We start from the raw sequence: 25,866 nt of genomic DNA on the forward strand, positions 1-25,866 counted from the left end.
TCGAGAATGAGCAAACATTAAACATTCATTTACCCTCAAAGATAATCCGCATAAAAAAAGAGACAGCCTAAAGTGAGCTACACTTTAGACTGCCTCTACGTTTGTAAAACGATCTATTTCTCCGCCCAGTATTTATCTAGCTCTTGATCCAGATATACCCAGCCTTTCCAAGCGATATGAATCGTATCCATAATGAAATAAGGATCATAGTCATGGTCTGAGAAATCAACAAAAGGAACTTCATTATCAGTCAAAATCTGCTCCATTTTATCGTAATACTTTTGTCGACGTTCCTCAGGATATTCCGTGTAGTCATACCAATGACCATTTACTGGAATTGAAACAAATAGTGGCTTTGCACCAGCGTCCTTTAAAACATCGATAACTAGCTGTAAATCCTCATATTCAGGTGAAGTTGTATAATCTTCGTTTTTGCGCATACCTTTAAACTTATTAATATTAGCGTTTTTAAGTCGCTTATAAAACTTGTTTTCAATCATTAAATCATTGGATACACGTTTCTCGCCGTATTTCTCGGCGTTTTCCAGTTGTTGCTCAAATGTTTGGTCAACAACTAGCTTGTCATTATTTTTTAATTTATGCGGCTCTCGAGGGAATAAAGAGTAATACAAATCTTTTTTCTCTAAAAGTGCCTTTTGGACATGGCCTGCAATCATGGCAAGTCGTCCAATGATTGGTTTTTCTTTACCGCCAGATATTTTATATTCGTAAATTGTTTTTAACAAATCATCACGATTGACAGTATCGAAGGCAAGAAGGCGTTCCATTCCTCGATTTCGAAGATCCTCGTCAATGTCCTTATTGTATGCTAAATCATAAGCATGCAACATCGAATAGTTAGGAGAAAAATGTAACTCATTCATTCCCTTTTTCGTAAACCATTGAGGCGAAATGATGAAGACAATTTTCTTATCCTTTAAATTCTCTTCCTGTGCAGCAAAGTTTAAAAAGTGTGTAATAGACTGCATTCCACCACGTCCGACCATAAATGTCGTATACGGAGCATTTGTAGCTCGAGCATAATTATAAGGGTGGAAAGGGTCAAAACGATTTAATTCAGAGGAGCCGTATAAAGGCATAGTACTAGGCTCCTGCAACATCCGCTCTTGGAAATACATTCCTTGGAATACTAACGGAGACATACTCGTCTTTGCCTGCTCTACATCTTCATCTGAAATCCAAGCTTCTATCCAAGAATTAGGGAAGAATATAACGCCAGCAAAAAGAACAAAAGCAATTAATAATGATAGAAAGCCTTTCTTAATCATTGTCTTTCAGCTAATTCCGCTACAATACGATTTGGCGTGTTCCATTCCTCACGGTTGAAATCAGTAATTGGTACTGAAATATTAAAGCGGTTTTCAATTTCCACTAATAAATTAATTGTACCGAATGAATCAAGAAGACCTTCTTCAAATAAATCGATATCTGGATTTTCTAAAACGATTTCATCCTCACATAACTCTACTAGCATTTCTAAAACTTGTTGTTTATCCATTGTATAAATCTCCTTTATTGTTTAGGCTACGTTAGAGCCGTTAATTAAAATAATGTTCCTGAGAAAATATAGAAACCAAAGCAAACGGCATTAAAAGTAATAAATACGCCAATTGCATGAGTCCATTTATTTTTCGGCCAAAGTTTACGCTTTTTATTCCAACGTTCAAATTTATCGAAGCTGATAATTAACAGGGCATGGTAGAGACCATAGACAACAAAGTGCAATTCTAATCCGTGCCAAATCCCCATTAAAAAGAACAGTAAAAAGAAGCCGATATAAGAAACTGTATATTTGTTTTTAATCCATTTTTTCTTTGTCATCCAAAGCACGAAACGCATATAAACATAATCCCTGAACCAGAAGGAAAGACTCATATGCCAACGGTTCCAAAAGTCTTTAATATTGCGACTCGAGAATGGACGGTTAAAGTTAATAGGCGTTTGAACACCCATAATGCGACTGACACCAACGGCAAACGCACTATAACCCGCAAAATCGAAAAATAAATAAAAACTATACATATACATATACGCTATTTGCCCTTGGAAAGGTGTCAAATAGTTATATGTTTGGCTTGGTAAATAAATAAGAGTGTAATTGTAGATTAAATAAGCCAAAATAAACTTATATAAAAAGCCTACAAATATATAATTGATCCCGCTTAACAGCAGCTTTTGATAGTCTTGCCCAGACGGCGCTGTGTGCATATCTTTATAAAAGCGTCTCCAACGATCAATAGGTCCTGATGATACCGTTGGGAAGAACAGTAAGAAATAAGCAAGCTCAACTGGTGAAATTTTATCCTTAATTAAGCCATCTCGCGTTTCTAAAATCATCTGTACTGATTTAAAGGTAATATAGGATACCCCTAAGAATCCAAATAAATTCTGAAGGCCAAGCATTGGCAGAACCTTCACAAGCACAAGTGGCAAAATGGACAGTAGTACAGCAATGACGAATACAGAAGTGTTATTCTTCTGGAAGCGATATTTTTGGTAACCGATAATTAATAATAACTGAAATACTGTAAACAGTATAAGAGAAATGGAACCGTTAAGGGAGTTACCAAAAATAAGAGCTAAAACGACGATCGAAATAACGATATTATAACCTTTAGCTGATTTCCCGCGTAGTCCTAAAATAATTGTTGGTAGCAACAAAATACCAATGATGATGAAAAAAACTATATTTCCATAAGGCGTCATACTGTTTCCATAACCGCCAATCCTTTACGATCAACTTTACCGTTTGTATTTAAAGGTAAAGTGTCAATGTATTTGAATGTTTTCGGAATCATATAGGATGGTAAATACTCCGATAACAATGCTTTAAGCTGCTTCGTCATTTTGAAAGCAGAGTCCGTCAACGGTTCTCGAAGAACAATATACGCACTTAATGATACAATCTCACCATTTTTTGAAACAGGTATAATAACACAGCTAGATACAGGTGGAAGATTGCCCATTTGTTTTTCAATTTCCTCAATCTCTAGACGATAACCGTGTAGCTTCACCTGGAAATCTTTTCGTCCAGAGAAGAACAGATAGCCATCTTTTTCATAACCAACGTCTCCAGTTTTATAAATACGTTGATCCCCTATTGTAGGAAATGCTTTAAGCGTTAAATCAGGCGCACCAAGATAACCTGCACTTACAGTCGGTCCAGAAATAATAATCTCGCTATCTTCTAATAAGGATAGATTAGGCTCAGATATAGGGGCGATTGGTAGTTGGTCAAACTGCTCCAAAAGCTCCTTTGTTACTTCTACATAAGAAACGGCAACAGTTGTTTCTGTAGGGCCGTATAAATTAAAAATAGAAGCTTGAGGGAAGCGCTGCATTAATTCCGAAGCTACAGATACTGGTAACACTTCTCCGCAGAATAAAAATGTATCTAAAGAAGGCATTAACGCTTGATCCCACTCCTTGTTCATTAAACAGATCTTCGCGAAGGAAGGTGTGGAAGTCCAAACGCGAACATTAGATGAAGCTAATGACTCAAATAACGCTTTTGGATTAGCAATTTGCTCTTGCTTAATCGCGTAAAGTGTTTGCCCGCTCACTAGTGCAGGATATAAATCCATTACAGATAAATCGAAGGAATAAGGCGCTTGATTTAGAAACACTCCAGATTCCTGTAAAGGGAAGTGTTCATGCATCCAAGCAACAAAATGCGCTAAATTATCAGCTGTAATTTGAACACCTTTTGGTTTACCAGTAGAACCAGATGTGTAAATAATATAATAAATTTCTTGATCTTTAACCCAAGTTGAAGGCTCAGTCGAAATGCTAGTAGGTTGAGCTACTAAATCACTTACCTCTACTACAGGGACATGTAAGTTTAAGCTTAACGTTTCAGTTTTTAGTAGCAAGCAAGCCTCAGAAGCTTCTATAATAATCTGTAACCTTTCAGACGGTGTAGAAGAGTCAACAGGCACGTACGGGTGACCCGCCTTTACAGCACCTAAAAAGGCAACGATTTGTAAAGGTGACATATGCCCATAGACGACGATAGGTTGTTGTCTTTTTAAATCAAGAGCCATTAAATATTGTGCTACACAATCAGACAGATGCCAAAGCTCACCAAACGTTAAGGAATCACTATCGGTTTGATAGGCAGTGCGATGTGGATGCTGTTGTGCCACTTTTTGAATAGCCTCTAAAATACTTAACATAGTTTATATCTCCTTTTCTTAAAATTCCGTATATATAAATGGTCCTGCGTTCATATCATGGAAGCCATGAATAAGAAACAAGAGCACTAAAATCATGAAATAAAATAACGTAAAGCCTATAAAACGAAAAAGCTCATTATTTTTAATGGATTGCATTAGTCCACCTCCAATTAAAAATGAAAAAAGATTATAACTTTGTAAATATACTAAATAAATTGATATTTTTTCAAGTTATTTCTAAATTATTTTTACCTTACTTAAATTTTTAACATTGATTTGACGGATTGTAGAGAAGATTGTTGCTAAATTTCTGTTTATTCATGAAATCATAAGATTAATTTAAGGTAAAATTAAGGTTTCGACAATCATGACTATTATTATGGTAAGAAAGTGATTTTTTTTGATTCACCGCAACTTGAATTTTTCTAAACGTGATCCTTATTCATTATCGCTGATTTTCCGCTTCATTTGTACTTAAGAAATCCTTAAATTTCGTGACAGAACATTCGAAAATATTTTCATCAATTTCCGACAGAAACCCCCAACTAATGAATAAGCCGGAGATGAATGTCGGTTGGCGACAATCAAAACGAGAGTGGAAGTTGATCATTTCGTTACATTAAGCATAATCAATGAAAGTAAAATCAAAGTAAATTTGAGGAAAAATGTTGGTATAAAATATGAAGAGATACTAAGGGATTAATGAAAAAAGAAGCCACAAGCCAAACATACGAAGGATTAAGAATCTTAGGAGACTGTTGTAAAGGATATTTGAGCAAAAAGAAAAGCGCCATTATCAGTTGATTATCTCAACTATGATAGCACCTTTGTTGTCCCGCTTTAACGGGCAGTAATTTATTTGTATCCAAAGCGAAGTAAGATACAAAGGGTTTCGCCTCATAATTATAGAGAGAAACTGCCCGTAGAAGCCCAGTAATTTTATCTGTATTAAAGTGAAGCAAGATCAAAGTGCTTTGCCTCAAAATATATATAGAAACTGCCCGTAGAAGCCCGATTGGTGAAAGCTAATAATCAGTGGTGGAAAAGAACCCACCACTGATTAAGTTTCACTTTATCCCGCTTTAACGGGCAGTAATTTTATCTGTATTAAAGTGAAGCAAGATCAAAGTGCTTTGCCTCAAAATATAGAGAGAAACTGCCCGTAGAAGCCCGATTGGTGAAAGCTAATAATCAGTGGTGGAAAAGAACCCACCACTGATTAAGTTTCACTTTATCCCGCTTTAACGGGCAGTAATTTATTTTGTACCTAAAGCGAAGCAAGATTAAAGCGTTACGCCTCAAAATATATAGAGAGAAACTGCCCGTAAAAGCCCGATTGGTGAAACTAATAATCAGCGAGGATGAAGAGACTCCTCGCTGATTAAAGTTTCACTTTATTTGAGAAGCTTTAATACTTTATTGGAAACGTAAAAGTCAGTGCCGTTGTAGACATTGATTGTGTCAAACGTATGTGTTTTTGCGGTTTTGTCTTGTTCGTATACTACTGTGTTCTTATTAACTGGGATTGTGATGGTTACATTCTTTTTTTGTGCAATAAACTTAGGGTTTTCTTTATCACTTAAGTCAATTTTAGAAGTGTAGCCTTTTTCTGTGAACGCTTTTGTTGCGGGTATATATAAATCATCTGAAAGCGTATTTAAATCAAAGCCCATAAACTTTGCCATCGTATGTGCTAAATCCGTATTTTCGACAAGGCCTGTAATTTTAGATGGTCCGAATGAGTATAAGAATACATCTTCACCCGTGTGCCCACCAGTTGTATAACCGATATTGGCGCGATTCGCGAGCATTTTTACCATTTCTTTGCCCAGATCTTTAGTCGATTTTAACGTTGCAAGCTCATTCTCAGATAGATTATCTAAGCCATAAAGTGCAGCAACTTCTACAATATTTGATTTATCTTCTTTTAATTGGCTTAATGCACCTTCAATTGTCATTTTAGCCTTCTTCAGAGGATCAATATAAGCAGATACAGGTGTGTAGGAATAAGTACTTGTCGTGTTAACATTACCCATTGTAATCCCACTATTGCCGTGGTCTGTAACAGCAATGACCATTGTATTGCCATCTTTTTTTGCAAAATCAACGGCTTCTTTGACTGCAGCATCAAACGATAAAATATCGCTAATGATGCCAATCGTGTCATTTGCGTGTGCCGCCCAGTCTACCTTACTGCCTTCTACAAATAAGAAGAAACCATCTTCATCCTTTTTAAGCGTATTAATCGCTTTATTTGTCATCTCAGCGAGTGTAGGCTCAGATGCTCTTGTTGTAGCACGATCTAAATCGTAGGCAAGATCACTTGGAGCAAAGCTTCCCCAAATTTTTGACGATTTACTTTTGAAGAGCTCATCACGCGTCTTAACAAGGTCATAATTTTTTTCTTTTAAGACATCCACTAAATGCTCGCCATCTTTACGAGCATTTTTAGTAGTGCCCGGAGCCAAAGACTCTAAGCCGCCACCTAACACGACATCTATGTTTTGATAAACTTGCTGCTCAGCAATGTCATCGTATTGGCTTCTATTTTTCACATGAGCAGAAAAGCCAGCTGGAGTAGCATGCTGAATTTCTGAAGTAGAAATCAATCCAGTTGCCTTGCCTTGTTGCTTAGCTCCTTCCAACACATTAGCTACAGGTCTGTAAGCATCTTCTTTAGCAATTGGATCTAATCCTGGCGAATTAATAACGGCTGGTAGCACACCTACAAATTTATCGTTTGATTTATGACCAGTTGCTAACGCAGTAGCGGCAGGGGCTGAGTCAGTAATGGCTGAATCGGCAGAGTATGTACGTACTGCCCCTGATAAAATTTCATCCATAGCCAAGCTTTCCCCTTTGTACCAACGAGAAAGGGTAACAGCATTATTACTACTACCATCCATCACGAGCATTATTACATTTGTTGGCTTCTTCACTTGAGCTGCTTGTACTTGCGGCTGAGCGATACTAATCGACGATAAAGCAATAGCACTTGCTAAAAATAATGAACTCCATTTTTTTGAGACTTTCATGATTTTCCTCCTTTTGGTCAATTCACAAGTAAGTGTAAAGGAAGTTTGTAAAGCTAGGATGAAATTATTGTTATAAATTGTGGGGGATTGTTAAATATATGATGAGCACTTAAGGGGAAAATAGAATCTGCTTACGATCCATTGATTGATGGAAGCTTGCAGATTCTAGAATTCGCTATAAAGTTTGTGAATGTTTTTCACCGTCAATGGTTTCGTAAAATAATACCCCTTTGTCATCAACGAACAAGTTTAAAACCTCTTCCTCTACTAACACTTCTTCTGAACCATCGTTTATAAATATTTTCGTTAAAAAGCCTGCATTATCATAATCACTGCAATAAATAGCATCTTCAAAAGCCGCCAAGTAATAGCAGGCTGTTTCTGTAACTTGCCTATTTTGATTTGTTGCTAAGTCGTAGGCGTATACCTTGTCATCGTCCAAGCTATTATAATAAATAACATTTCCAATAGTATCTGCGTACCACATATCATGCATGAAATCGTACGTGTTGCTTGTAGCAGCAAAATAGTTTTCATTTGCCCATATATGGTCTTCACTTAGTTTCTCGTCATTCACTAAAAAATATGCGTAGGAAATAGCATAAGGTTCACTAGGAGTGATATCATTCCAAGTCGTATCAATATGATACCAATCACCATTAACACTGACTAAATTCCATGCGTGAAGCTGATTATCGCTATAACCATATACATATTTAGCATCAAGACCTGCAGCTAAAAATAAACGATAGGCTAATAGTGTATAAGCTTGGCAAACGCCAGTTTCTTTACTAATTAATTCATAAACCGCTTGCCCTTTTGAATCACCTTTTTCAGTATAAGTGGCTAGTTGTACGACAAAGTCATTAACGGCTTTAGCACGATGAAAATCATCCATATCATCTGTAATAAACTTCTTAACAAAGTCCTGAACATAAGCATCAACTTTCTTTTCCTTCTTGGCATCTGTTATATATGTAAAGTCAAACTCTACCTCGAAACCATTATCTACTTCCCATGCTTCCCAGTTGCAATCTTGGATATAGCCAGTTGTATAAGGATTAACAAAATTAAGTATGTTATACAGATCATTAATTTGTTCTTCAAATGTATCCCAATCTAATTTTCCACTATACATAACTGTAAAGTTTGGGTCGAACGATGAAATATGTTTTTCAATTTTTTTTGAAAACTGCAGCATAGCAGGATCTTCCTTGAATAATGTTGTTGAAAAAAGGTCTTCCGAAGAAAACTCGGCTGATGGGGCTTTATTAGCAAGCTCCTTTGGGTCCATAGAGATCTCTTCTTCTTCTTCTTCTTGTGATTCAAGTTCGTCTTGTAATAGAACTTCGGCGGCCTTGATAGCAGCTGAGCAAGCACTAAGCATGCTTAAAAGAATAAGTAAAAAAATCAGCAATATACTCTTTTTCATATTTCCTCCCATTATTATTGTATTTTTAACTATTATAGGATAATGAGTCGGGAGGGAGGTATACTATTTTGGCACAGTACTAGATTAGACCTGATATTTAATGATTTTTTTGAAAGATATAAATAGGTTGATTGTAGTGGAGACTGGGCGACTCCTTGGGGATCAGCGTCGTAGATGAGACCCTGGAGCGAGCAAAGCGAGTGAAGCGGCTCATCGGACGCCCCCAGGAAAGCGCCCAGTCGGAACGGAAATCAACCTCACGCTTTGGTAAAGACCCCTAAAATTAATTGATATGGAAGAATTGAGGGCAATTATTAATCTCAGTTTGTCAAGAGAACCTTTTTTTGTTATAATGTGATATGTTGTGATGTTCGAAGTTCGGGAGGTGCAGTGAATGCATACAGTAGTATTAGTTTCATTAGTTATCGTTTCAATAGCGTTGATCGTTGCAGTATTACTTCAATCTAGTAAAAGTGCAGGCTTGTCAGGTGCCATCTCGGGTGGAGCTGAACAACTATTCGGAAAGCAAAAAGCACGCGGTATGGATCTAATCCTTCACCGTACAACAATTGTGTTAGCAATATTATTCTTTGTTTTAGCAATTGCTATTACAAAAATCTAATAGTTGAAGATATTTCGCCTAACCTTACTGGTTGGGCGTTTTCTTTTATAGTTCAAATTATTTGAACGTCGATACATTGTTAGGATAGTAAAGTGAATACTCGCGCGGAAGCAGGGCAAATACCCGCGAAAGCAGGGCAAATACCCGCGGAAGCAAGGCGAATATCCGCGGAAGCAAGGCGAATACCCGCGGAAGCAAGGCGGATACCCGCGGAAGCAAAGCGGATACCCGCGAAAGCAAGGCGGATACCCGCGAAAGCAGGGCGAATACCCGCGGAAGCAAGGTGAATACCCGCGAAGTAAAGCAATACCCGTGATTCATGAAATCCTCCGCACGTTTGCCGAGGATTCCCATATAGCAACTTGAAGAAACAGACCCCAAAACTTTTGAGGAAGCTTCGGTATGGCTATAATAGGTATAGTATGTATTTGGATGAAGGAGAGCTCGACATGAAAAAATCGTTATCACAGCCTTTTTTCTTTCAAGCAGGACCTCGAGCAGTTTTATTATTGCATGGGTTTACGGGAAGCTCGGCGGATGTGCGCATGCTTGGTAGATTTTTAGAGAAAAAAGGGTATACTACATTAGCGCCTCATTATAAAGGTCACGGTGTGGAACCTGAGGAACTTATTACAACAGGTCCTGCTGATTGGTGGCAGGATGTCGTAGCCGCGTACAAACAGTTACAGGAAGCGGGCTATCAGGAAATTGCGGTTGCTGGCCTGTCATTGGGTGGAGTCATGGCATTAAACGTTGCACTTAATAACCCAGTTAAAGGTATTGTGACAATGTGTGCTCCAATGACGATGCGTACAACAGATGTTATGTTTCAAGGTGTACTGAAATATGCAAGGGACTATAAAAAGTTTCAAGGTAAAGACGAAGAGCAAATCGAAGCTGAGGTTGCCTTAATTGCAGAGAAGGGCATGCCATCTTTACAAGAATTACGAGAGTTTATTGCTCAGACACGTCAGGAAATTGACATGATTTATGCACCAATTTTTGTCGTGCAAGCGACAAATGATGAGGTAATTGAGACAGAATCTGCCAACATTATATATAATCAAACTGAGTCACTTGAAAAACGGATCAAGTGGTATGAAAACTCAAAACATGTTATTACGTTAGATCAAGAAAAAGATCAGTTACATGAAGATATTTATTGCTTTTTAGAAAGCCTAAATTGGGCACAATAAAACATATAAGGATTTTCTCATGAAGGAGGGAAATTATGAAAGACCAGAAAGATACACTACAAAGTCGTTTACTCGATTTCTTCGGTGGAGAAGAATATAAACCATTAACAGTTGGCGAAATTGAGGACTTGTTCGGCTTTGAGGATGCTGAAGAATTTAAAGAGTTAGTAAAAACGTTAGTACGTATGGAGGGGCAAGGCTTAGTTGTGCGTTCTCGCTCTAATCGATATGGCCTGCCAGAGCGTATGAATTTACTTCGAGGTAAATTTATCGGACACGCGAAAGGCTTTGGCTTTGTGACACCTGATGTTGAGGGAATGGACGATGTTTTCATTCCACCACATGAAATAAATGGTGCGATTAATGGCGATACGGTGTTAATCCGTGTGTTAAAGGAATCATTCGGTGATCGCCGAGAAGGAACTGTAACAAAGGTAGTAGAACGTGGGCAAACGAGCTTTGTTGGAACGTTCCAAGCAAACCGAGGCTTCGGCTTTGTTGTGTTAGATGATAAAAAACTACCGATGGATATTTTCATTGCTAAAGGTGATACGTTAGGAGCTGTCGACGGACATAAGGTTGTCGTTGAGGTAGCTACTTGGCCAGAAGATTTAAAATCAGCAACAGGCTATATTACGAAAATTTTAGGGCACAAAAATGATCCAGGTGTGGATATTCTATCTATTTTATATAAGCATGACATTCCACCTGAATTCCCAGAAGAAGTGGTTGATGCTGCGCAACGCGTGCCAGATGAAATTACAGAGGCAGATTTAGAAGGTCGCCGTGATTTACGCCACGAAACGATTGTGACAATCGATGGAGCGGATGCGAAGGACTTGGACGATGCTGTAACCGTAACGAAAAATGTAGACGGTACTTATAAACTTGGCGTACATATTGCAGATGTTAGTTATTATGTAACACAAGGCTCTGTAATAGATGTTGAAGCTTATGATCGTGCGACAAGTGTATATTTAACAGACCGCGTGATCCCAATGATTCCGCACCGATTATCGAATGGGATTTGTTCATTAAATCCACAAGTTGACCGTCTAGTGCTATCTTGTGAAATGATTATTGATGCAAATGGTAATGTAGTATCACATGAAATATTCCAAAGTGTCATTAAAACAACTGAGCGTATGACGTATAAAGACGTTTACAAAATTTTAGAAGAGCAAGACGCAGAGCTAATTGCCCGCTACGAGCCACTAGTGCCAATGTTTAAACATATGGCTGAGCTATCTAATATTTTACGTACTAAACGTCAAATGCGTGGTGCCATTGACTTTGACTTTAAAGAATCTAAAGTGATTGTGGACGAAGATGGCTGGCCAGTAGATATCGAATTACGTGAACGTACAGTAGCTGAGAAATTAATTGAAGATTTCATGCTAGCGGCCAATGAAACAGTAGCCGAGCATTTCCATTGGATGAATATACCGTTCCTTTACCGTATTCACGAAGATCCAAAACCAGAAAAGCTGCAACGCTTCTTTGAATTTGTTACGAACTTCGGTATTTTAATCAAAGGTACAGGAAACACAGTCCATCCGAAAGCTTTACAGGATGTATTAAAAGCGATCGAAGGCATGCCAGAGGAGCCTGTTATTTCTACGATGCTTCTACGCTCAATGCAACAGGCAAAATATTATCCTGAAAGCTTAGGCCACTTTGGATTATCAACTGATTTCTATACACACTTTACGTCACCAATTCGACGTTATCCGGACTTAATCGTCCATCGTTTAATTCGAACGTATTTAATTAATAAAGATACATCGAAAGAAACAGTGGCACAGTGGAGTATGGCGATGGATGAAATCGCAGATCATACGTCAGAACGTGAACGCCGTGCTGTTGATGCAGAACGTGATACAGACGCACTGAAAAAAGCACAATACATGTCCGATAAAATTGGTGAAGAGTTTGAAGGAATCGTTTCGTCAATTACAAACTTCGGGATTTTCGTAGAGCTTCCGAATACCATCGAAGGACTTGTCCATATTAGCAATATGACAGATGACTACTATCGTTTTGACGACCGTCAAATGATTATGATCGGTGAGCGTACAAATCGTCAATTCCGCATTGGTGATGAAGTTACAGTCCGTGTAGCAAATGTTATTATTGAGGAGTCATCCGTTGACTTTGAAATCGTCGGAATGGTAACGTCGTATGGACGAACACGAAAAGCAGCACCTACTGTCATCCACGCACGTAAAAATTATAGCGACAACAAAGGTGGCCGTAATAGCCGCAAAGGTGGTCGCGAAGAAGAAAGAAGCGGACGTGGTAGCCGCAGTGGTCGCAACGAAGAAGAACGTGGTGGACGTGGCAGCCGTAGTGGTCGCAATGAAGAAGGACGAAGCGGACAAGGAGAACGACGTGAAAACGACCGTGATCCCCGAGGACGCCGCAAAGATGGCTCAAACTCAAGCCCAGGCCCTAAAAAAGGCGTGAAGCAAAAGCAAAAGTTCTACGAGGGCGTTGCCAAGAAAAACAAAAAGAAAAAATCAAAACGTAAATAAAAGCAAAGACGAAAGCACCAATTATCACTTTACTGGTGCTTTCGTTTAATCAATAATAAAGCAGATGATCTGCATAACCTTTAAGAAGAGGGTGAATTTATATGGCAAAAGGTACTGGGAAAGTATTAGCACAAAACAAAAAAGCCGGGCACGACTACTTCATTGAAGAGACAATCGAAGCGGGCATGGTGCTCACAGGCACAGAAATTAAATCCATCCGTGCAGGAAGGGTTCAACTAAAAGAATCCTATGTACAAATCCGTAGCGGTGAAGCATGGATTAACAATATGCATGTTAGCTCATTCGAACAGGGCAACCGCTTTAACCATGACCCACTGCGCGCCCGCAAATTACTGCTTCACAAAAAGCAAATCGGCGAGCTAGTCGGTGCTGTAAAACGTGACGGCTACACAATTGTTCCGTTAAAAATGTACATTAAAGACGGCTATGCCAAACTATTAATCGGTGTCGGCAAAGGTAAAAAAGATTACGACAAACGTAACGACATGCGCAAAAAAGAAGCGAAACGCGATATGGAACGCGCCTTCAAATCTAAAAATCAATAGTCATAGATTGTTAGAGAGCTCACTATATTTACATAGTGAGCTTTTTGTATGTGGACAGATAGAATGCTAAGAGCAAGTTCTAAAAGACGTCGAGTTAAAAATATAATAAAGAACTACCGAATATAATAGGAGGGAATCAGCATTCTTACAATAGGACGAAAATTTATGTTTATAAATATAGAGCACATTTATTTTGCCGAGGAACGTAACAATGTCAGCGAAAGAAAAAAGCTAGTTTGCTACCACCAAACAAAGCGACCAGCACAATCACTCCAAACCAAAAAAACACTGCAAATCATGCTACAGCAAGATGAAGACATCCTATTAGCGAATCTCTCCAAAATGAATCGCTATATGCTTCGCCGCGCTAAAAAAGAGCCTTACGAAGTCATCGTAAAAGAAAATCCATCCGATCAAGAGCTAGTAGAATTTCAGCAATTTTACAACGCCTTCGCCAAAATAAAAAACACTGCTCGCGTTCGAAAATTTCATCTGCAAACGTTAAAGCTCCTGCGCGAAAAAGGCGCACTCGTTTATACAAAGCTTCAAAACGACAAAGGTGAAGCACTATGCTATCGACTGTACATTGCCGACGAAGATATCGTTTTTAATTTATATACAGGTACGGCTGTCTGGGTCAAAGATAGACCAGATTTAAAGCAACAAATCCGCTTCGCCAATCGCTATTTACTTTGGGAAAATATTATAATGTTCCGAAGCAAAGGATACGCACACTATGATTTCGGCGCAGTCACGAACAAAGAGGAAATTAATGAATTCAAGCTCGGCTTTGGCGCACAAGAGGTAGAAGTCTATTACGGCTATCTTACAGAATCCAAATTAGGAAAGGTCATTTTACGATTAAGAGAATGGAAATTTAAGATGATGAAATAAGAAAATCATTGTGAGCTAGCCAATTTTTTCTACTATGGCAGGACACTTGAACTATAGCAAGATTTGTTTTATAATAAGTTTACTGAATGCCAGATTACATGGAAGCGTACTTTTAGCTCCCACCGTACTAGAAGAAATTCTAGCTCCTTTGCTTGAACGAAGCTACGTGCTTCGATTCATATTCAAGGGGACGTTACGGATTCGACAGGGATGGTTCAAGCTTTGGTCGCGCGTCGGAGGTCTCGGCTCCGTCATCAACGGAAGTTATATAATAACTGGCAAACAACAAAACTTAGCTTTCGCAGCGTAAGCTCTTAAGCGCTCTGCCTCTCTATCGCCCATGTAGAGAACGTAGGGCCCAACTTTAGTGGGATACGGTCGATGGTGCCACCTGAGTCACCGACAAGAGATTTCCAGGTTAGCGTACAGGACGCCTGTTTGTCGGCATAATGCTACGTGAATCGTAAATAGGCAAACTACACGCGTAGAAGCTGAAGTATTGGAGTTTCTGGACGCGGGTTCGACTCCCGCCGTCTCCATTTTAAGAAATCAATGGATTTCAATAGATGTCAAAACCCTTATATATCAAGGGTTTTGACATTTTTTCATTTTCATCTAATTTCAAATGATTGTATTCAAACGTAGTCAAAAACGTAGTCAAAATGTATTCAAGAATTTTAAATCTCAAGATAGGAATCAAACTTTTGAATTGCACCTTCTTGAGCTTTTTTCGTAACATGTGTATAGATATCCATTGTGGTTTTCACATCTGTATGGCCAAGACGATCTTGCACTTCTTTAATCGATGCTCCAGCTTCAAAGAGAAGTGAACAATGAGTGTGTCTTAATCCGTGAGGCGTGATTTTTACCAATGAATGTTTCTTTTGCACACTATACATCCATTTTTGGACTTGAACAGGTTGAATGTATTCATTATTTGTATTACTAAAAATTAGCTGATTTGCCTTCGTTGTATTATGACCAAGTACAAGATACTCTTGCTTTTGAATCCTTTTCCACTCTTTTAAAATTGTGATGGTTCTATCAACAAGTTTAATTACTCGTGATGATCCAGTTTTCGGTGGTTTTAAATAAAGCCTCGCACTTTTCCCTCTGCCTATTGCTTTTGTGATGGAAAGCTCTTTTTCTATAAGATTTAAATCATTCCAAGTAAGAGCTAAGGCTTCACTTTTACGCATCCCTGTAAAAGCTAATAAATGCAGTAAAGTAAATGCTTTATAGTGTAACGATTGTTCACAATGACTTAAAAACTTATTCAGTTGCTCGCGAGTATAAAAATTCTCGTTCTTTTTCTCAATCGCAATCGTCTTTTTAGGTTTAATTCTTGTTTCTACATATGTGAATGGATTTGTTTGGATATAGCCACGCTTTATCGCAAAATCTAATACTTTCGCTGCATATGCTTTGACCATACGAAATTTCTTTAATTTTTCTGCCCACTCATTTACATGCTTTTGACATATATCTACTGTGATTTTTTCAATTTTATAAGCACTCATTGCTGGTAAAATATGATTTTTAAAAATGCCAATGGTTTTTACAAACGTACTTTCCTCAACATTTTTTTCATATTGCTTTACCCATATATTGTAGAGTTCTTGGTAGGTTTCAGCACGCTCTTGTTTATATGTGCCTTTTGCAACTTCTAACTTAATACGAGCTAATGCTAGTTCTGCTTCCTTGCGTTTTTTAAAGCCACGTTTCATTGTACGCTTCTGCTTACCAGTCAACGGGTCAACACCTAAATAAACCGGAAACTCATAGCGTGTTTCACCATTCTTTAGCTTGTAACTTTTAATGGGGGATACTTTTTTCTTCATTATCATACTTCCTCCTATTCGATACTTGCGGGGGCAAAATTAAAGAAAAGAGGATTAATCCCTTAGTCATTATATAATTTTACTAATAGGAAATCCTCCCAAGTAAATTAATAACTGTGACTTTCTAAAAAGTTGTCAATTTCTTTACAGGAGACACGCTTGATACCTTCTATTTCACATACTTTAAGACCCATATGTCGAAATGTTATAAAGGTATTGTATGAGACCCCTGCATATTTAGCGGCTTCTTTTAAGGAAAGCCATTCACCATGCACTCGGCTTTCATTTTTTGGATTATTTACTTTTAGCACTTCAATTAAATGCTCTAGTTTTACTAAAATTTCATTGAAATACTCAACATGGCATTCCTTATCTGTAATGTTATTTAGTTTTTCATTTTTAATAGACATGAATATTTCACTCCGAACTAAGGTATTTGGAGAAGTACTCCATGTCTAAATAAGTAATCTCTTGATGAAACTCTTAAATTACATCATGCTCTAGGCTAATTTGTTTTGTATCGCTTAATATTTTTTAAAACACCCCTTCACAAATAAAAAAATTACACTTATTTTTTGGCTTACCTAAAAATACTCGGTGTATCCAATGTAAGTGTGATTTTTATATATTATCAGAGGAATATTTATGTATAATTTTTTTATTTCTAGTATATTCACATTCCTATAAACATTCGCTAAAATATAGTTATAATTGTATATATAACCAATTAAGGGAATAGGAGAAATTCAGTATGTCAAAGAAGTTTTTGAAGGCATTTGCTATTGCGACAGCGTTTGCGGCAGGGGTATCATCAATTAATTACATCGCACCAACGCCAGTGGCAGAAGCACAACAAACGGTAGCCAACTACACGTATTCGGCACAGGTAACACAGTACCTCAAGGAATTAAACGCAGTTCGTAAGGCATCGGGAGCACCTGAACTGACAATCGACGCTCGTTTATCTGAGTCAGCACAAAACCATGCAGTATATGCTAATACACATGGTATTACAGTGTCTAATGGACACACGGAGGATAAAAATAAATCAGGTTATACAGGTGCAACACCTGAGGAAAGATTCCTTGCAGTTGGTGGTAGTATGCAAAACTACGGTACTTTATCTGAAGCTGTAGCAACATCAGGACTGGGTTTAAAAAATGCATTTGAGAATTTATTGGAGTCTACAGGACACAGAAGTGTTCTTCTAGCGGGTTACTCTAATACAGTAGGTGTAGGTATCAGTGGTAACGCTATTGTATTTGTAACAGCAACTAACGAGTCAGGTGTAAGCGCTGATTATACTTCAGTCAAGTACCCTTATAACGGACAAACAAATGTGGATACAGCTTATGATTTAACGAACGTATCTTCAAGTCCTCTAACTCAGTACGGGGTATCAAAAGCGGGGTATGTAGTTTCTTTCTCACCTGTTAGTATTAAACGTAGTTCTGCATTCAATATTGAACTATACGATAGTAAAAATGTACGTGTAGAAACGCTTAACCCTAAGAGTCAATCAGATGGTAACAGATTCTTCTTCTACACAATACCTAAGAATGTATTAAAAGGTGGAGAAAAGTACACAGCAAAGGCAACATGGACTGATGATAATGGTAACCCACAGTCAGAAACATGGACGTTCACAACTGCGGGAAAGTCAACAACTGACCCATCGAACCCCACAAATCCTTCTAAACCGCCAGTAGGTAGCATTGACGTATCAAAATTTGCTGACTACAGAGCAGACCAATATTGGGCAGAAGATTTTCAATGGGCAGTTAACAGGGGTATCATTAACGGGTATCAAAATGTGTACAATCCAGTCACAAAGAAGTATGAAAACCTGTTAAAACCAAACACTAATTTAACGGAAAACCAAATGCTGTCAGTGTTACTACGCTACTTCAAACCTGATGAATTAACTTCAACAAAGCCAAAGACATCATGGGTAGCTGACGTAAACTATCAACTAGCAAGTAAATATGGTTTACCAGTTAATGGTGCAAATACAGTATCTAAACAGGCATTAGCAAACAAGGATATCACACGTGGTAACTTTGCCCACATCCTAGCATCCATGCACTATGGGAAAACGGTAACTCAGCCAGTAGCCATTCAATTCTTGCGTGACTACGGCTTAACAACAGCTAAAACGGATAAAGACTTCATGCCAACGTCATCCTTAACACGAGCACACGCAGTGGCGTTCTTCCACCGCTATGAGCAAACATTCAAATAAACAATCGTCACACATAAAAGAAAAGGTGATTATTAAAGTCAGCTTTTCTTTTATGTGTTAAAATAGAGATAATTTGATTAATAAGATAGAAATAGTAGTATTTGATATCTCGAAGATTATAGAATAAAATGTGATAACAAAATAACTTTGGAGTATATATGTCAGCTAAAATATATTAAACAGAGAGAGTCTGTTAATATAGTAATTATCCACATCTACCAAAATAGATAGACTCTTGTAATCACTATTACGATAGATAAATTGGGAAATAAATCCTTCCTTGACACTCCATGCTTTCCTCATATCCTTAAAAGACCCGCAGACCCGCGATATAAATCACGAATTTTGAGAATAAATTAATAAACAGTTTATTAGGCATCGTAAATATTAAAAGTAGACAACTCCAACATAATCTACAAATGAATCCCCATATGGAAATTTCACCCCACATCAGTTAAATTGAAGTAACCTGTATCGAAATTCATCTTGAAACCACCCATCATCATCTCAACATTTTCATCTATCTGTTCTTCTATTCATTCAAGCACTCACCCAAACGTTTCTTAAATAACTACTCCATGTTCAGAGATATAGCGATAGAGATTTTATAAGTACGATATTCTATTAAAAACCTGTGAGACGAGAAAATCTGTAGAGATTTTCAAGAGGCATTTTATCTCAATTAGAAAACAAATTTTTTCTAAAGAGAGGAATGACTTTGATGAGTAAAAATAGATCTGTAAAAAAACAAGTAATAGTAAAGAATGGTGTATTACCACCTAAGGAAATTGAATTTCAAGGAGATATCCAAGAGCGAGTAGAGGAATATTGGAAGGTTGAACTACTACTTGAGTGGCATCCGGAGTACGATGAAAAAATATACGTTGTGAAGATGACAAGCAAATTGGGGGGAACTAATTCTATATTCTGTCTTTGTTCAGACCTTTATGACACGAAGATACAAAAGGAATTAACAAAAGAATTAGTGAATAAGGGGGTATTTTATCCAGATGAACTTCCAGCGTTCAGAATGTATATAGATTCCCTGAAAGCAGCTAAACAATATACATCAAATGATGAGGGGTATAAACACTATATCCTAAAAGTCTCTGGAGCCAATAACGATGAAGCTGAAAAAGCTTACCGAACTATCGTTGAACATGCAATTGAAAACGAGTCAGTTTTCCCTGATAAGGGACAATATAATGAAAAAAACGATGGAATTCGTTTTATAGATGAAAAAGATAAGGCTAGATATGGAGATCATGCTATTGCATTTGAAGCAAAGAAATTAGGTGAACTTCTGGAGATTAACAACACTAAAAAATTGCATGCAATTTTAGGTGTTTTAAAAGAGAAAGGAGTATTTTTCCCAGGAGCTTATGAAAATAGAAGGAAAGTAGTTCTTAGAGAAGGATACTCTAGACATACTTACATCTTCAAAATTGATAAGTCAATATTAACACAGGGGGTATGTAAAAATGTTTAATTTTAGATATATTAAATCACTCAAAACAATAGGGGGTAAAATCCGCTTATTGAAAACTCTACTTCGTATTATAAAGTATGTAATTAAACATCAAGAGATTAATGGCTTTCTAGATTTATTTGGTGGAGGTAATAAATTTGTACCTTACATAAACAGAAAAATTGTACCTTTTAGACTCTATAATGAGTTAGATACTGGTATTTCAAATGTTATGGCTTGTTTAACAAATTGGGAAAATGCCAGTGAATTAGTAAATTTGACTTGGCATCTTCAAAAGACTATTAAGACAAAGGAAGACTTTCAGAATGCTATTACAAGAAAGCATTCCTCTGATACATCTATGGTAGAATCAGCTGCTCTTGCAATAATTATTGCAGAGTATAGCAGAGCTGGAGATAGAGTGAGTTTTTGTAAGAAAAATGTAGGGAAGGGTATTAGTTATAATAACTTAGTTAGATATAAAGAACTTGTTCCATTATTGCATGATGTTGTAATAACCCAGGCAGATTACAAGTTTTTCATAGAAGAGTATGGTCATAGGAGTGACTTCTTAGCAATACTAGATCCTCCGTATGTAAATTCTGACATTTATGAAAATCCCTTTCCACGTGAACGTCATCAAGAGTTAGTTAGGCTGATAGAAAAAGTTCAGATGAAAATTATCCTTTGTGGAACGGATAATGATATTTATGATTACTTAAATGAAGAAAAAGGGTGGAATAAGTATTTTGTAGGTAATATTCCTAAGAGTAGTTCAATTAAAATTGGCGATAAACAACCCGAGTTTATATGGACAAATATGGTCATCCCTTTAGATCTACTTCCAAGACAGATAAAATAATAAACACCCACTCACCCACTCACCCACTCACCCACTCACATTCATAGAAAAAACTTTTGAAGATAACAGTATAGAAGGTTATTTAATATTTTACAATTATTTCTAGTTAGGGGTATTTGGCTCTATTCGATTAAGGCTCTAATTCTCCTCACAAATTGTTTTTAACGAATAGGTATAATTTACCCTGTGGTTTGTTTTAGTCCGTTAATTCGGTGCTTAAAATCGCTACAGGGGTATTTCTATTTCTTTGGGTTTCTTGTTATTAAAAAAGGAAGGAATTTCAATTAAGTAGTCTTACAAATGAACTATAATTTAGGATAAAACTTAAAATTTGATTGATAATTTGATTAAGCCACCAGAGCAAGAATTATATTGTTGTACCAGATAATATGTCACTAATTAATATCGATTTCATAGTAAAAGTGTGATGAGTATATGTACGACTTACAAAAGTTAGTGATGCAGATGGCTGGATTCTATATAAAAAGGAGCTATTGATATGGTTAAGAATTTATCTAGTGAACATTACTACAGTACAGAGAAGGGGAGAGGTAATAAAGTAAAGTTTAAAATTTATGATAGAGACACAGGTAGCTATCACGACATAATTGTTATTATTGAGGATAATGAAATTGATAAAATTTGGGATAAAAGAAAACCAATTGTCGATATAGAAAGTACGGAAGTTGAAATAAAATCTTATTGGGATATTAAGCAAAAAGTTGTTGCAGAATTTCGAAAAAATAAGGTCAAAGTTTTCGAAGGAGTTTTTTACACAGTATATCAAAAGTATTCATTATTAATTGATTATAGATGTGGACAGCCCTATCATTTCAATAATCATAGGTATAAGCTAGAGGTAAATGGACAAGATGGCCAAGAGATTTATTTGTCGAAATACGATTCTTTTGAAAGGATATGCATATATAAAAACGGTGTGTTCTGTCCAGAAAAGAATAAATCGCTCATTAAAAGTAGTCAGGCATTATCAAAGGGGAAATGTAGTGGTATTAAAATATTCAGCGACTTTCATGGGGAAATTGATATTAAAGATCATCATATTATTGCTGCAATGTTTATAGGTCAAGAAGCAATTGAACTTACTATGGGTGGAAATGAAGAATTTGTAATAAATCATAGAAACCTAAATAACAGTGAAAATAGAATTTCTAACTTAGAGATTATACTAAGCAGTCAAAATAAAGTACATTATGATATTCTAAAAAAACTTCAAGAAAGTAAGCTAGCTGAGAAACTAAAAGAAATAGGAGTAACAAATTACGAAATCAAAGAAAAAACAAATTTATAGATTCTATTATATAGAAAGAAAATGAAAGTATAAGCGAGGATAGAATAAACACTCGCTTATATTTTTATTGTATCTAACAAATAAAATCAGTGTTATACCATGGAAACAGGATATTGATAATGATGTTCTGATAAAACAGTGAATTTTAGTTAATTTTTGTCGTGTTCTTAAGAAATTAAATAATGTAGACGCTTAGTTGTTATTATCATTAAAAAACGCACCATAAATAGTACATCCTTTAAAGATAATCCCCTTTTCTGAATCTTAAGGGGTATTATAGAGATCGACTTCTACACCATTTACAAAGTAACGTTTGTAACTTCCAAATGGGATGAAGGATAATGTTTCTGCTTTTTGAGTAGGCGCAAATTTGATGAAGTCTCCTTTGTAAACACTATCTTTATTAAATAAAGCTAATTCTGATTCATGGCTAAACCATTTACCATCTAACTCAATAATAAGATAATCATGATTAGCTTTTGGAGAGTGAACTACTGCAGTATTGTACCCCAAGGTATCGTACAGCGCTTGAATCGCATATGCACTTGAAGTACAGTCTACTTCATTCTTAATAAAAAAGTCGTATGCACTCTCAGGTGGTCCCCATGCTGTACTTGCTCCTCCAGTGAAACCATCTACATATGCTGATGCTGCTTTAAATTTAGCTAATGTGCTGAAAGATACTCCTTGATTTATAGCCGCTTCATACGCAATACTATAACGTTTAGCTGTCATATTTTCTTTTGAACGGTACGCAGGGTCTGTACGGTCATTAATTACCTGTATCTCTCCGTTCATTAAACGCTCTAAAATCCGTAAGTCATAGTCAAGGTCTGGATGAGGTAATCCAAAATCACTTAAAGTTTTATAAACATCATTTAAAGTTTTACCTTTAATTCTATTATTAATATAATTCATTACTTGGTCGTACTCAGCTTGAGACTTCGTGTTGTAAGTATGGTTCTGATATGATACCTTGATTCCGTTATATTTGAACTTCTTAGATGTGTCAAATTTACCGTATAGGTTTAAGTAGTCGTATTTTGTGTGCTCGAATGAAGGTGGTGCAGGGTTTGAACCACTGTTTACTACTGGCGGTGTAAGTGTTTCGATACCCCCACCTTCCTCGAATACAGCCTTAGCTACCTTCTCATCCATTTGTAAAAATGAACCTACTACTAACGAACCCATCATTATACCCTTTAGACTATAGTTAATATATTTTTTGTAAGACATCACTACACCTCCAATAATTTCATTTTATAGAATATTGTTGGTAAAGTAAATGTGTATTTAAATATTATGTGACAGACAAATTTTAACTCATGTAGGCATAAGGTTTTAATCCTTTAAGTAATAAATATGAATATATTCCTTAGGTATAACGTGATTATTTATAATATCGCTAGAAACTTTATAAAAGAAAAGAACAAAGTATAAAAAAGAGGAAGATGCTTTTATAAAAATCATGTAATTATTTATAAAACGTACAGCTTTTACTTTTGATTATTTCTAATAAATGTTTATTTTTAACACCTATTCCTCTTGTAATCATGCCATATAAAATGCTTCTTCTATATTTCCGTTAATATATAGTTACTTCCACTAATTTATCCCAAGTTTTTAATTTACTTACCGAGAATATCAACGGCTTTTTTGCTTATACTTGAGTGTTCACCCCTTTTAATTTTAGTAGTGAAAGTTTATATATTTAACAGTTTCCATCTAACCAAAATTATTAAATAGGGGAAACTTAATAATCTACTTAGTAAAAATCTCACTAATTTTCTACTAGTCATTATCTTGACGGCTTTATCTCTTGAGGCTCTAGGGGATTTTGACACAGAAAAATTTCAAAAAACAAATAGCATTCGAATGATTAAGTAGTTTTCCTACATTTTATTAAGTTTTTCAGAAGCATCAGCTAATCACAGAGAGGATTGGAGCGAAATGGCTAAACTGATTTTTAGAAAGTTTATGGAAGCGGAAGAGAGAGTAGAGGCATCACTGAGAAGAAAAGAATTATCTAGCGAAGATTTTTCATTAGAAACTAAACAATTATGCGCCTTGAGAGAAATACTTCATTACGTGAAGAATGAACGCTGGATAAGTCAGGAGAGATCTAAAAGAAAAGCATTAGTTTTCTTAAAAAATCACTGTAGCTATGAAAAAACTAGAGATGAATTAAATACATCGAGTAAAAACAGTCTCGAAGTCTCACTGAGCTATATATCAAAGAAGTTAGAGTCTAAAATCGGTAAAAATACCATAGAATTGATCATGGAGGGGAGATTGGATGAAGCCAGAATTCAATTTGAAACAGGAACTGGAAAATTGAATCCAAGGGATTATTTAATAGAGGGATTTTTCAACTTATTACCTCCTCCAGTTCATTCACACACTTCATTATCAACTTGTGAAAAGGAGCTAAAGTTCTTGTTAGTTTTCACAATAAACCACTTAACGGAGCTAGCTGCTAAATATAATCAGGAAAACTTGTCCTACTTAATGTATGTTCTTACATCAACGGATAGAGGGATAGCTAATGATCGGAGAGTTTTGTATCAACTACTAAAGGGAGAATATAGTCGAGACGCTAGCGGTGAATCTCTAAATTTAAACTCTCAAATAGCAATGGCACTTGAAGAGTATGCCCTCTTATAGGGGTAGACCTATTCTTTATTTAGCGGTTCTTAGTCACCATTTTGGATAAGGAATGAAATGGGGATGTTGTCAATGATTATTGCTCCTTGATAAGATAGAGGAAAAAGGGAGCTAATCTATAATGAGTAAATATGACATAGGGAAATCAAGTATACCAGTAGATAATTTATCAAATCAAAAGAGCAAGAAAAAAAGAAGTGAGCCAACAGTTAAATCAACAACGGAAAATAAAGTAGGAGATACGTACTATAAAATAACAACAGCAAATACCCTATTAATAGACGAGGGTAACAGATTGATAAAAGAAATGACCGAGGAAGAAAAAGCTAATCTGGGTAGCAAGTCAGATACTTTACTTTTTATATGCCAACTTGGCTTGGCATCAAAACAAAAATCCCGAAAAATAGCAAATTATTATGGGGTCGAAGTTACAAAAATATCAACTCCGATAGGGGTAAAATTAAAAACGGATATTGATATTAAAGTACCTTATTTGAAGGATGTGACTAAAAATAATAAGACGGGTATTGACCTAATAGAAGACTTTGACTATAGAATAGTGAAGGCAGGGGAAGAATTTAACCTAACTCTTTACGAGTTCATGTATTTAATCATTAGAGAAGAATATAATGGTAGATTAAGAGTTAATAGAAATGGAAAAGATTTTTATGCCTATCTCTCAGTAAAGGCTAATGCGTATGGAGAAGTTTATAAGTTGAAAGACAATGAAGAACATGAAATAAATTCCGAAACACATTCATCCAAACGTAAAGATGCCAAGCTACCTACCCCTACTATTATATTTGAAAAAGGTAATGGTTCATCTAGAGAAAACATAGTTGACATTGATGTACGAACTGAAGATGGGGAATGGGTAATTAAAAAAGAAGAATACAAACGGTTTGAGCCGTTACTTAATAGAAGAAAGAAAAGAAATAGAACTATAGCAGTTAGAAAAGATACTAAGGATAAAGCATTAGATAAAGATAAGAGAAAATGATTGAG

General features: G+C 36.3%; 21 protein-coding genes and 1 other RNA gene. 12 read left to right on the forward strand and 10 right to left on the reverse strand.

All coding sequences use genetic code 11. The features are described from left to right. Positions 1 to 113: 113 nt before the first annotated feature. The 7 genes from dltD to ABE34_RS14275 all read right to left on the reverse strand — a co-directional run bounded on the left by dltD (position 114) and on the right by ABE34_RS14275 (position 8,663). On the reverse strand, positions 114 to 1,289 hold the full coding sequence (gene dltD, locus ABE34_RS14245; RefSeq protein ID WP_197143201.1) for a D-alanyl-lipoteichoic acid biosynthesis protein DltD: 1,176 nt from the start codon (positions 1,287 to 1,289) through the stop codon (positions 114 to 116). Beyond that, positions 1,286 to 1,519, reverse strand: a complete 234-nt coding sequence (dltC, locus tag ABE34_RS14250) for a D-alanine--poly(phosphoribitol) ligase subunit 2 (RefSeq protein WP_079561390.1) — start codon at positions 1,517 to 1,519, stop codon at positions 1,286 to 1,288. Before dltC ends, dltD begins: the two co-directional genes overlap by 4 nt. 44 nt (positions 1,520 to 1,563) lie before the next feature. After that, positions 1,564 to 2,727, reverse strand: coding sequence for a D-alanyl-lipoteichoic acid biosynthesis protein DltB (gene dltB, locus ABE34_RS14255; protein WP_197143202.1), 1,164 nt, complete (start codon positions 2,725 to 2,727; stop codon positions 1,564 to 1,566). Then, positions 2,724 to 4,196, reverse strand: coding sequence for a D-alanine--poly(phosphoribitol) ligase subunit DltA (dltA, locus tag ABE34_RS14260; RefSeq protein ID WP_197143203.1), 1,473 nt, complete (start codon positions 4,194 to 4,196; stop codon positions 2,724 to 2,726). The genes dltB and dltA overlap by 4 nt, the downstream gene beginning before the upstream one ends. A gap of 18 nt (positions 4,197 to 4,214) precedes the next feature. Continuing rightward, entirely contained in the window at positions 4,215 to 4,352 is a 138-nt protein-coding gene (locus ABE34_RS14265) for a teichoic acid D-Ala incorporation-associated protein DltX (RefSeq protein WP_079561393.1), read from the reverse strand. 1,238 nt (positions 4,353 to 5,590) lie between these two features. Then, complete coding sequence (locus ABE34_RS14270) at positions 5,591 to 7,231, reverse strand: alkaline phosphatase (RefSeq protein WP_197143204.1); 1,641 nt, start codon at positions 7,229 to 7,231, stop codon at positions 5,591 to 5,593. A gap of 175 nt (positions 7,232 to 7,406) precedes the next feature. Next, a complete protein-coding gene (locus ABE34_RS14275; RefSeq protein WP_197143205.1) occupies positions 7,407 to 8,663 on the reverse strand; it encodes a transglutaminase domain-containing protein in 1,257 nt (418 codons plus the stop codon). Between the two features lie 394 nt (positions 8,664 to 9,057). On the opposite strand from ABE34_RS14275, the gene secG reads away from it, so the two are divergent. The 6 genes from secG (at position 9,058) to ssrA (ending at position 15,017) form a co-directional block, all read left to right on the forward strand. Continuing rightward, on the forward strand, positions 9,058 to 9,285 hold the full coding sequence (gene secG, locus ABE34_RS14280) for a preprotein translocase subunit SecG (protein WP_197143206.1): 228 nt from the start codon (positions 9,058 to 9,060) through the stop codon (positions 9,283 to 9,285). Between the two features lie 449 nt (positions 9,286 to 9,734). Next, positions 9,735 to 10,481 (forward strand): alpha/beta hydrolase, encoded by a 747-nt coding sequence (locus ABE34_RS14285; protein ID WP_197143207.1) that lies wholly within the window; start codon positions 9,735 to 9,737, stop codon positions 10,479 to 10,481. A gap of 35 nt (positions 10,482 to 10,516) precedes the next feature. Beyond that, on the forward strand, positions 10,517 to 13,015 hold the full coding sequence (gene rnr / locus ABE34_RS14290; protein ID WP_197143208.1) for a ribonuclease R: 2,499 nt from the start codon (positions 10,517 to 10,519) through the stop codon (positions 13,013 to 13,015). Positions 13,016 to 13,116: 101 nt separating this feature from the next. Beyond that, the gene (smpB, locus tag ABE34_RS14295; RefSeq protein WP_079561397.1) at positions 13,117 to 13,581 is read left to right on the forward strand and encodes an SsrA-binding protein SmpB; all 465 of its coding nucleotides are present in this window, start codon (positions 13,117 to 13,119) and stop codon (positions 13,579 to 13,581) included. Positions 13,582 to 13,746: 165 nt separating this feature from the next. Then, on the forward strand, positions 13,747 to 14,475 hold the full coding sequence (locus ABE34_RS14300) for a hypothetical protein (protein WP_197143209.1): 729 nt from the start codon (positions 13,747 to 13,749) through the stop codon (positions 14,473 to 14,475). A 186-nt stretch (positions 14,476 to 14,661) separates the two neighbouring features. Continuing rightward, positions 14,662 to 15,017: a transfer-messenger RNA gene (gene ssrA, locus ABE34_RS14305) on the forward strand. Positions 15,018 to 15,152: 135 nt separating this feature from the next. Here ssrA and ABE34_RS14310 read toward each other — a convergent pair. Both ABE34_RS14310 and ABE34_RS14315 read right to left on the reverse strand, forming a co-directional pair. Further along, positions 15,153 to 16,316 carry a site-specific integrase gene (locus ABE34_RS14310; RefSeq protein ID WP_197143210.1) on the reverse strand — a complete coding sequence of 388 codons (1,164 nt, stop codon included), beginning with the start codon at positions 16,314 to 16,316 and terminating at the stop codon, positions 15,153 to 15,155. 107 nt (positions 16,317 to 16,423) lie between these two features. Next, positions 16,424 to 16,726 (reverse strand): helix-turn-helix domain-containing protein, encoded by a 303-nt coding sequence (locus ABE34_RS14315; RefSeq protein WP_197143211.1) that lies wholly within the window; start codon positions 16,724 to 16,726, stop codon positions 16,424 to 16,426. 341 nt (positions 16,727 to 17,067) lie between these two features. Between ABE34_RS14315 and ABE34_RS14320 the strand changes: the two genes are divergently transcribed. The 4 genes from ABE34_RS14320 to ABE34_RS14335 all read left to right on the forward strand — a co-directional run bounded on the left by ABE34_RS14320 (position 17,068) and on the right by ABE34_RS14335 (position 22,197). Then, on the forward strand, positions 17,068 to 18,558 hold the full coding sequence (locus tag ABE34_RS14320; protein ID WP_197143212.1) for a CAP domain-containing protein: 1,491 nt from the start codon (positions 17,068 to 17,070) through the stop codon (positions 18,556 to 18,558). Between the two features lie 721 nt (positions 18,559 to 19,279). After that, positions 19,280 to 20,047 (forward strand): hypothetical protein, encoded by a 768-nt coding sequence (locus tag ABE34_RS14325; protein ID WP_197143213.1) that lies wholly within the window; start codon positions 19,280 to 19,282, stop codon positions 20,045 to 20,047. Further along, positions 20,040 to 20,888, forward strand: coding sequence for a hypothetical protein (locus tag ABE34_RS14330; protein ID WP_197143214.1), 849 nt, complete (start codon positions 20,040 to 20,042; stop codon positions 20,886 to 20,888). The genes ABE34_RS14325 and ABE34_RS14330 overlap by 8 nt, the downstream gene beginning before the upstream one ends. Positions 20,889 to 21,387: 499 nt before the next feature. Continuing rightward, positions 21,388 to 22,197, forward strand: coding sequence for a hypothetical protein (locus ABE34_RS14335; protein WP_197143215.1), 810 nt, complete (start codon positions 21,388 to 21,390; stop codon positions 22,195 to 22,197). A gap of 264 nt (positions 22,198 to 22,461) precedes the next feature. Here ABE34_RS14335 and ABE34_RS14340 read toward each other — a convergent pair whose 3' ends face one another. Then, positions 22,462 to 23,433 carry a hypothetical protein gene (locus tag ABE34_RS14340; RefSeq protein ID WP_197143216.1) on the reverse strand — a complete coding sequence of 324 codons (972 nt, stop codon included), beginning with the start codon at positions 23,431 to 23,433 and terminating at the stop codon, positions 22,462 to 22,464. A gap of 714 nt (positions 23,434 to 24,147) precedes the next feature. On the opposite strand from ABE34_RS14340, the gene ABE34_RS14345 reads away from it, so the two are divergent. Together ABE34_RS14345 and ABE34_RS14350 are read left to right on the forward strand one after the other, a co-directional pair. Further along, complete coding sequence (locus ABE34_RS14345; protein ID WP_197143217.1) at positions 24,148 to 24,861, forward strand: hypothetical protein; 714 nt, start codon at positions 24,148 to 24,150, stop codon at positions 24,859 to 24,861. Between the two features lie 121 nt (positions 24,862 to 24,982). Then, positions 24,983 to 25,861, forward strand: coding sequence for a hypothetical protein (locus ABE34_RS14350; RefSeq protein WP_197143218.1), 879 nt, complete (start codon positions 24,983 to 24,985; stop codon positions 25,859 to 25,861). Positions 25,862 to 25,866: the final 5 nt, after the last annotated feature.

Origin of the sequence: Lysinibacillus sphaericus (assembly GCF_015844675.1) — a bacterium.
Classification (GTDB): domain Bacteria; phylum Bacillota; class Bacilli; order Bacillales_A; family Planococcaceae; genus Lysinibacillus; species Lysinibacillus sphaericus_E.

Coding starts and splice junctions, on each gene's coding strand:
- dltD (WP_197143201.1), bottom strand. CDS start 1,289: ATGATTAAGAAAGGCTTTCTATCATTATTAATTGCTTTTGTTCTTTTT.
- dltC (WP_079561390.1), bottom strand. CDS start 1,519: ATGGATAAACAACAAGTTTTAGAAATGCTAGTAGAGTTATGTGAGGAT.
- dltB (WP_197143202.1), bottom strand. CDS start 2,727: ATGACGCCTTATGGAAATATAGTTTTTTTCATCATCATTGGTATTTTG.
- dltA (WP_197143203.1), bottom strand. CDS start 4,196: ATGTTAAGTATTTTAGAGGCTATTCAAAAAGTGGCACAACAGCATCCA.
- ABE34_RS14265 (WP_079561393.1), bottom strand. CDS start 4,352: ATGCAATCCATTAAAAATAATGAGCTTTTTCGTTTTATAGGCTTTACG.
- ABE34_RS14270 (WP_197143204.1), bottom strand. CDS start 7,231: ATGAAAGTCTCAAAAAAATGGAGTTCATTATTTTTAGCAAGTGCTATT.
- ABE34_RS14275 (WP_197143205.1), bottom strand. CDS start 8,663: ATGAAAAAGAGTATATTGCTGATTTTTTTACTTATTCTTTTAAGCATG.
- secG (WP_197143206.1), top strand. CDS start 9,058: ATGCATACAGTAGTATTAGTTTCATTAGTTATCGTTTCAATAGCGTTG.
- ABE34_RS14285 (WP_197143207.1), top strand. CDS start 9,735: ATGAAAAAATCGTTATCACAGCCTTTTTTCTTTCAAGCAGGACCTCGA.
- rnr (WP_197143208.1), top strand. CDS start 10,517: ATGAAAGACCAGAAAGATACACTACAAAGTCGTTTACTCGATTTCTTC.
- smpB (WP_079561397.1), top strand. CDS start 13,117: ATGGCAAAAGGTACTGGGAAAGTATTAGCACAAAACAAAAAAGCCGGG.
- ABE34_RS14300 (WP_197143209.1), top strand. CDS start 13,747: ATGTTTATAAATATAGAGCACATTTATTTTGCCGAGGAACGTAACAAT.
- ABE34_RS14310 (WP_197143210.1), bottom strand. CDS start 16,316: ATGAAGAAAAAAGTATCCCCCATTAAAAGTTACAAGCTAAAGAATGGT.
- ABE34_RS14315 (WP_197143211.1), bottom strand. CDS start 16,726: ATGTCTATTAAAAATGAAAAACTAAATAACATTACAGATAAGGAATGC.
- ABE34_RS14320 (WP_197143212.1), top strand. CDS start 17,068: ATGTCAAAGAAGTTTTTGAAGGCATTTGCTATTGCGACAGCGTTTGCG.
- ABE34_RS14325 (WP_197143213.1), top strand. CDS start 19,280: ATGAGTAAAAATAGATCTGTAAAAAAACAAGTAATAGTAAAGAATGGT.
- ABE34_RS14330 (WP_197143214.1), top strand. CDS start 20,040: ATGTTTAATTTTAGATATATTAAATCACTCAAAACAATAGGGGGTAAA.
- ABE34_RS14335 (WP_197143215.1), top strand. CDS start 21,388: ATGGTTAAGAATTTATCTAGTGAACATTACTACAGTACAGAGAAGGGG.
- ABE34_RS14340 (WP_197143216.1), bottom strand. CDS start 23,433: ATGTCTTACAAAAAATATATTAACTATAGTCTAAAGGGTATAATGATG.
- ABE34_RS14345 (WP_197143217.1), top strand. CDS start 24,148: ATGGCTAAACTGATTTTTAGAAAGTTTATGGAAGCGGAAGAGAGAGTA.
- ABE34_RS14350 (WP_197143218.1), top strand. CDS start 24,983: ATGAGTAAATATGACATAGGGAAATCAAGTATACCAGTAGATAATTTA.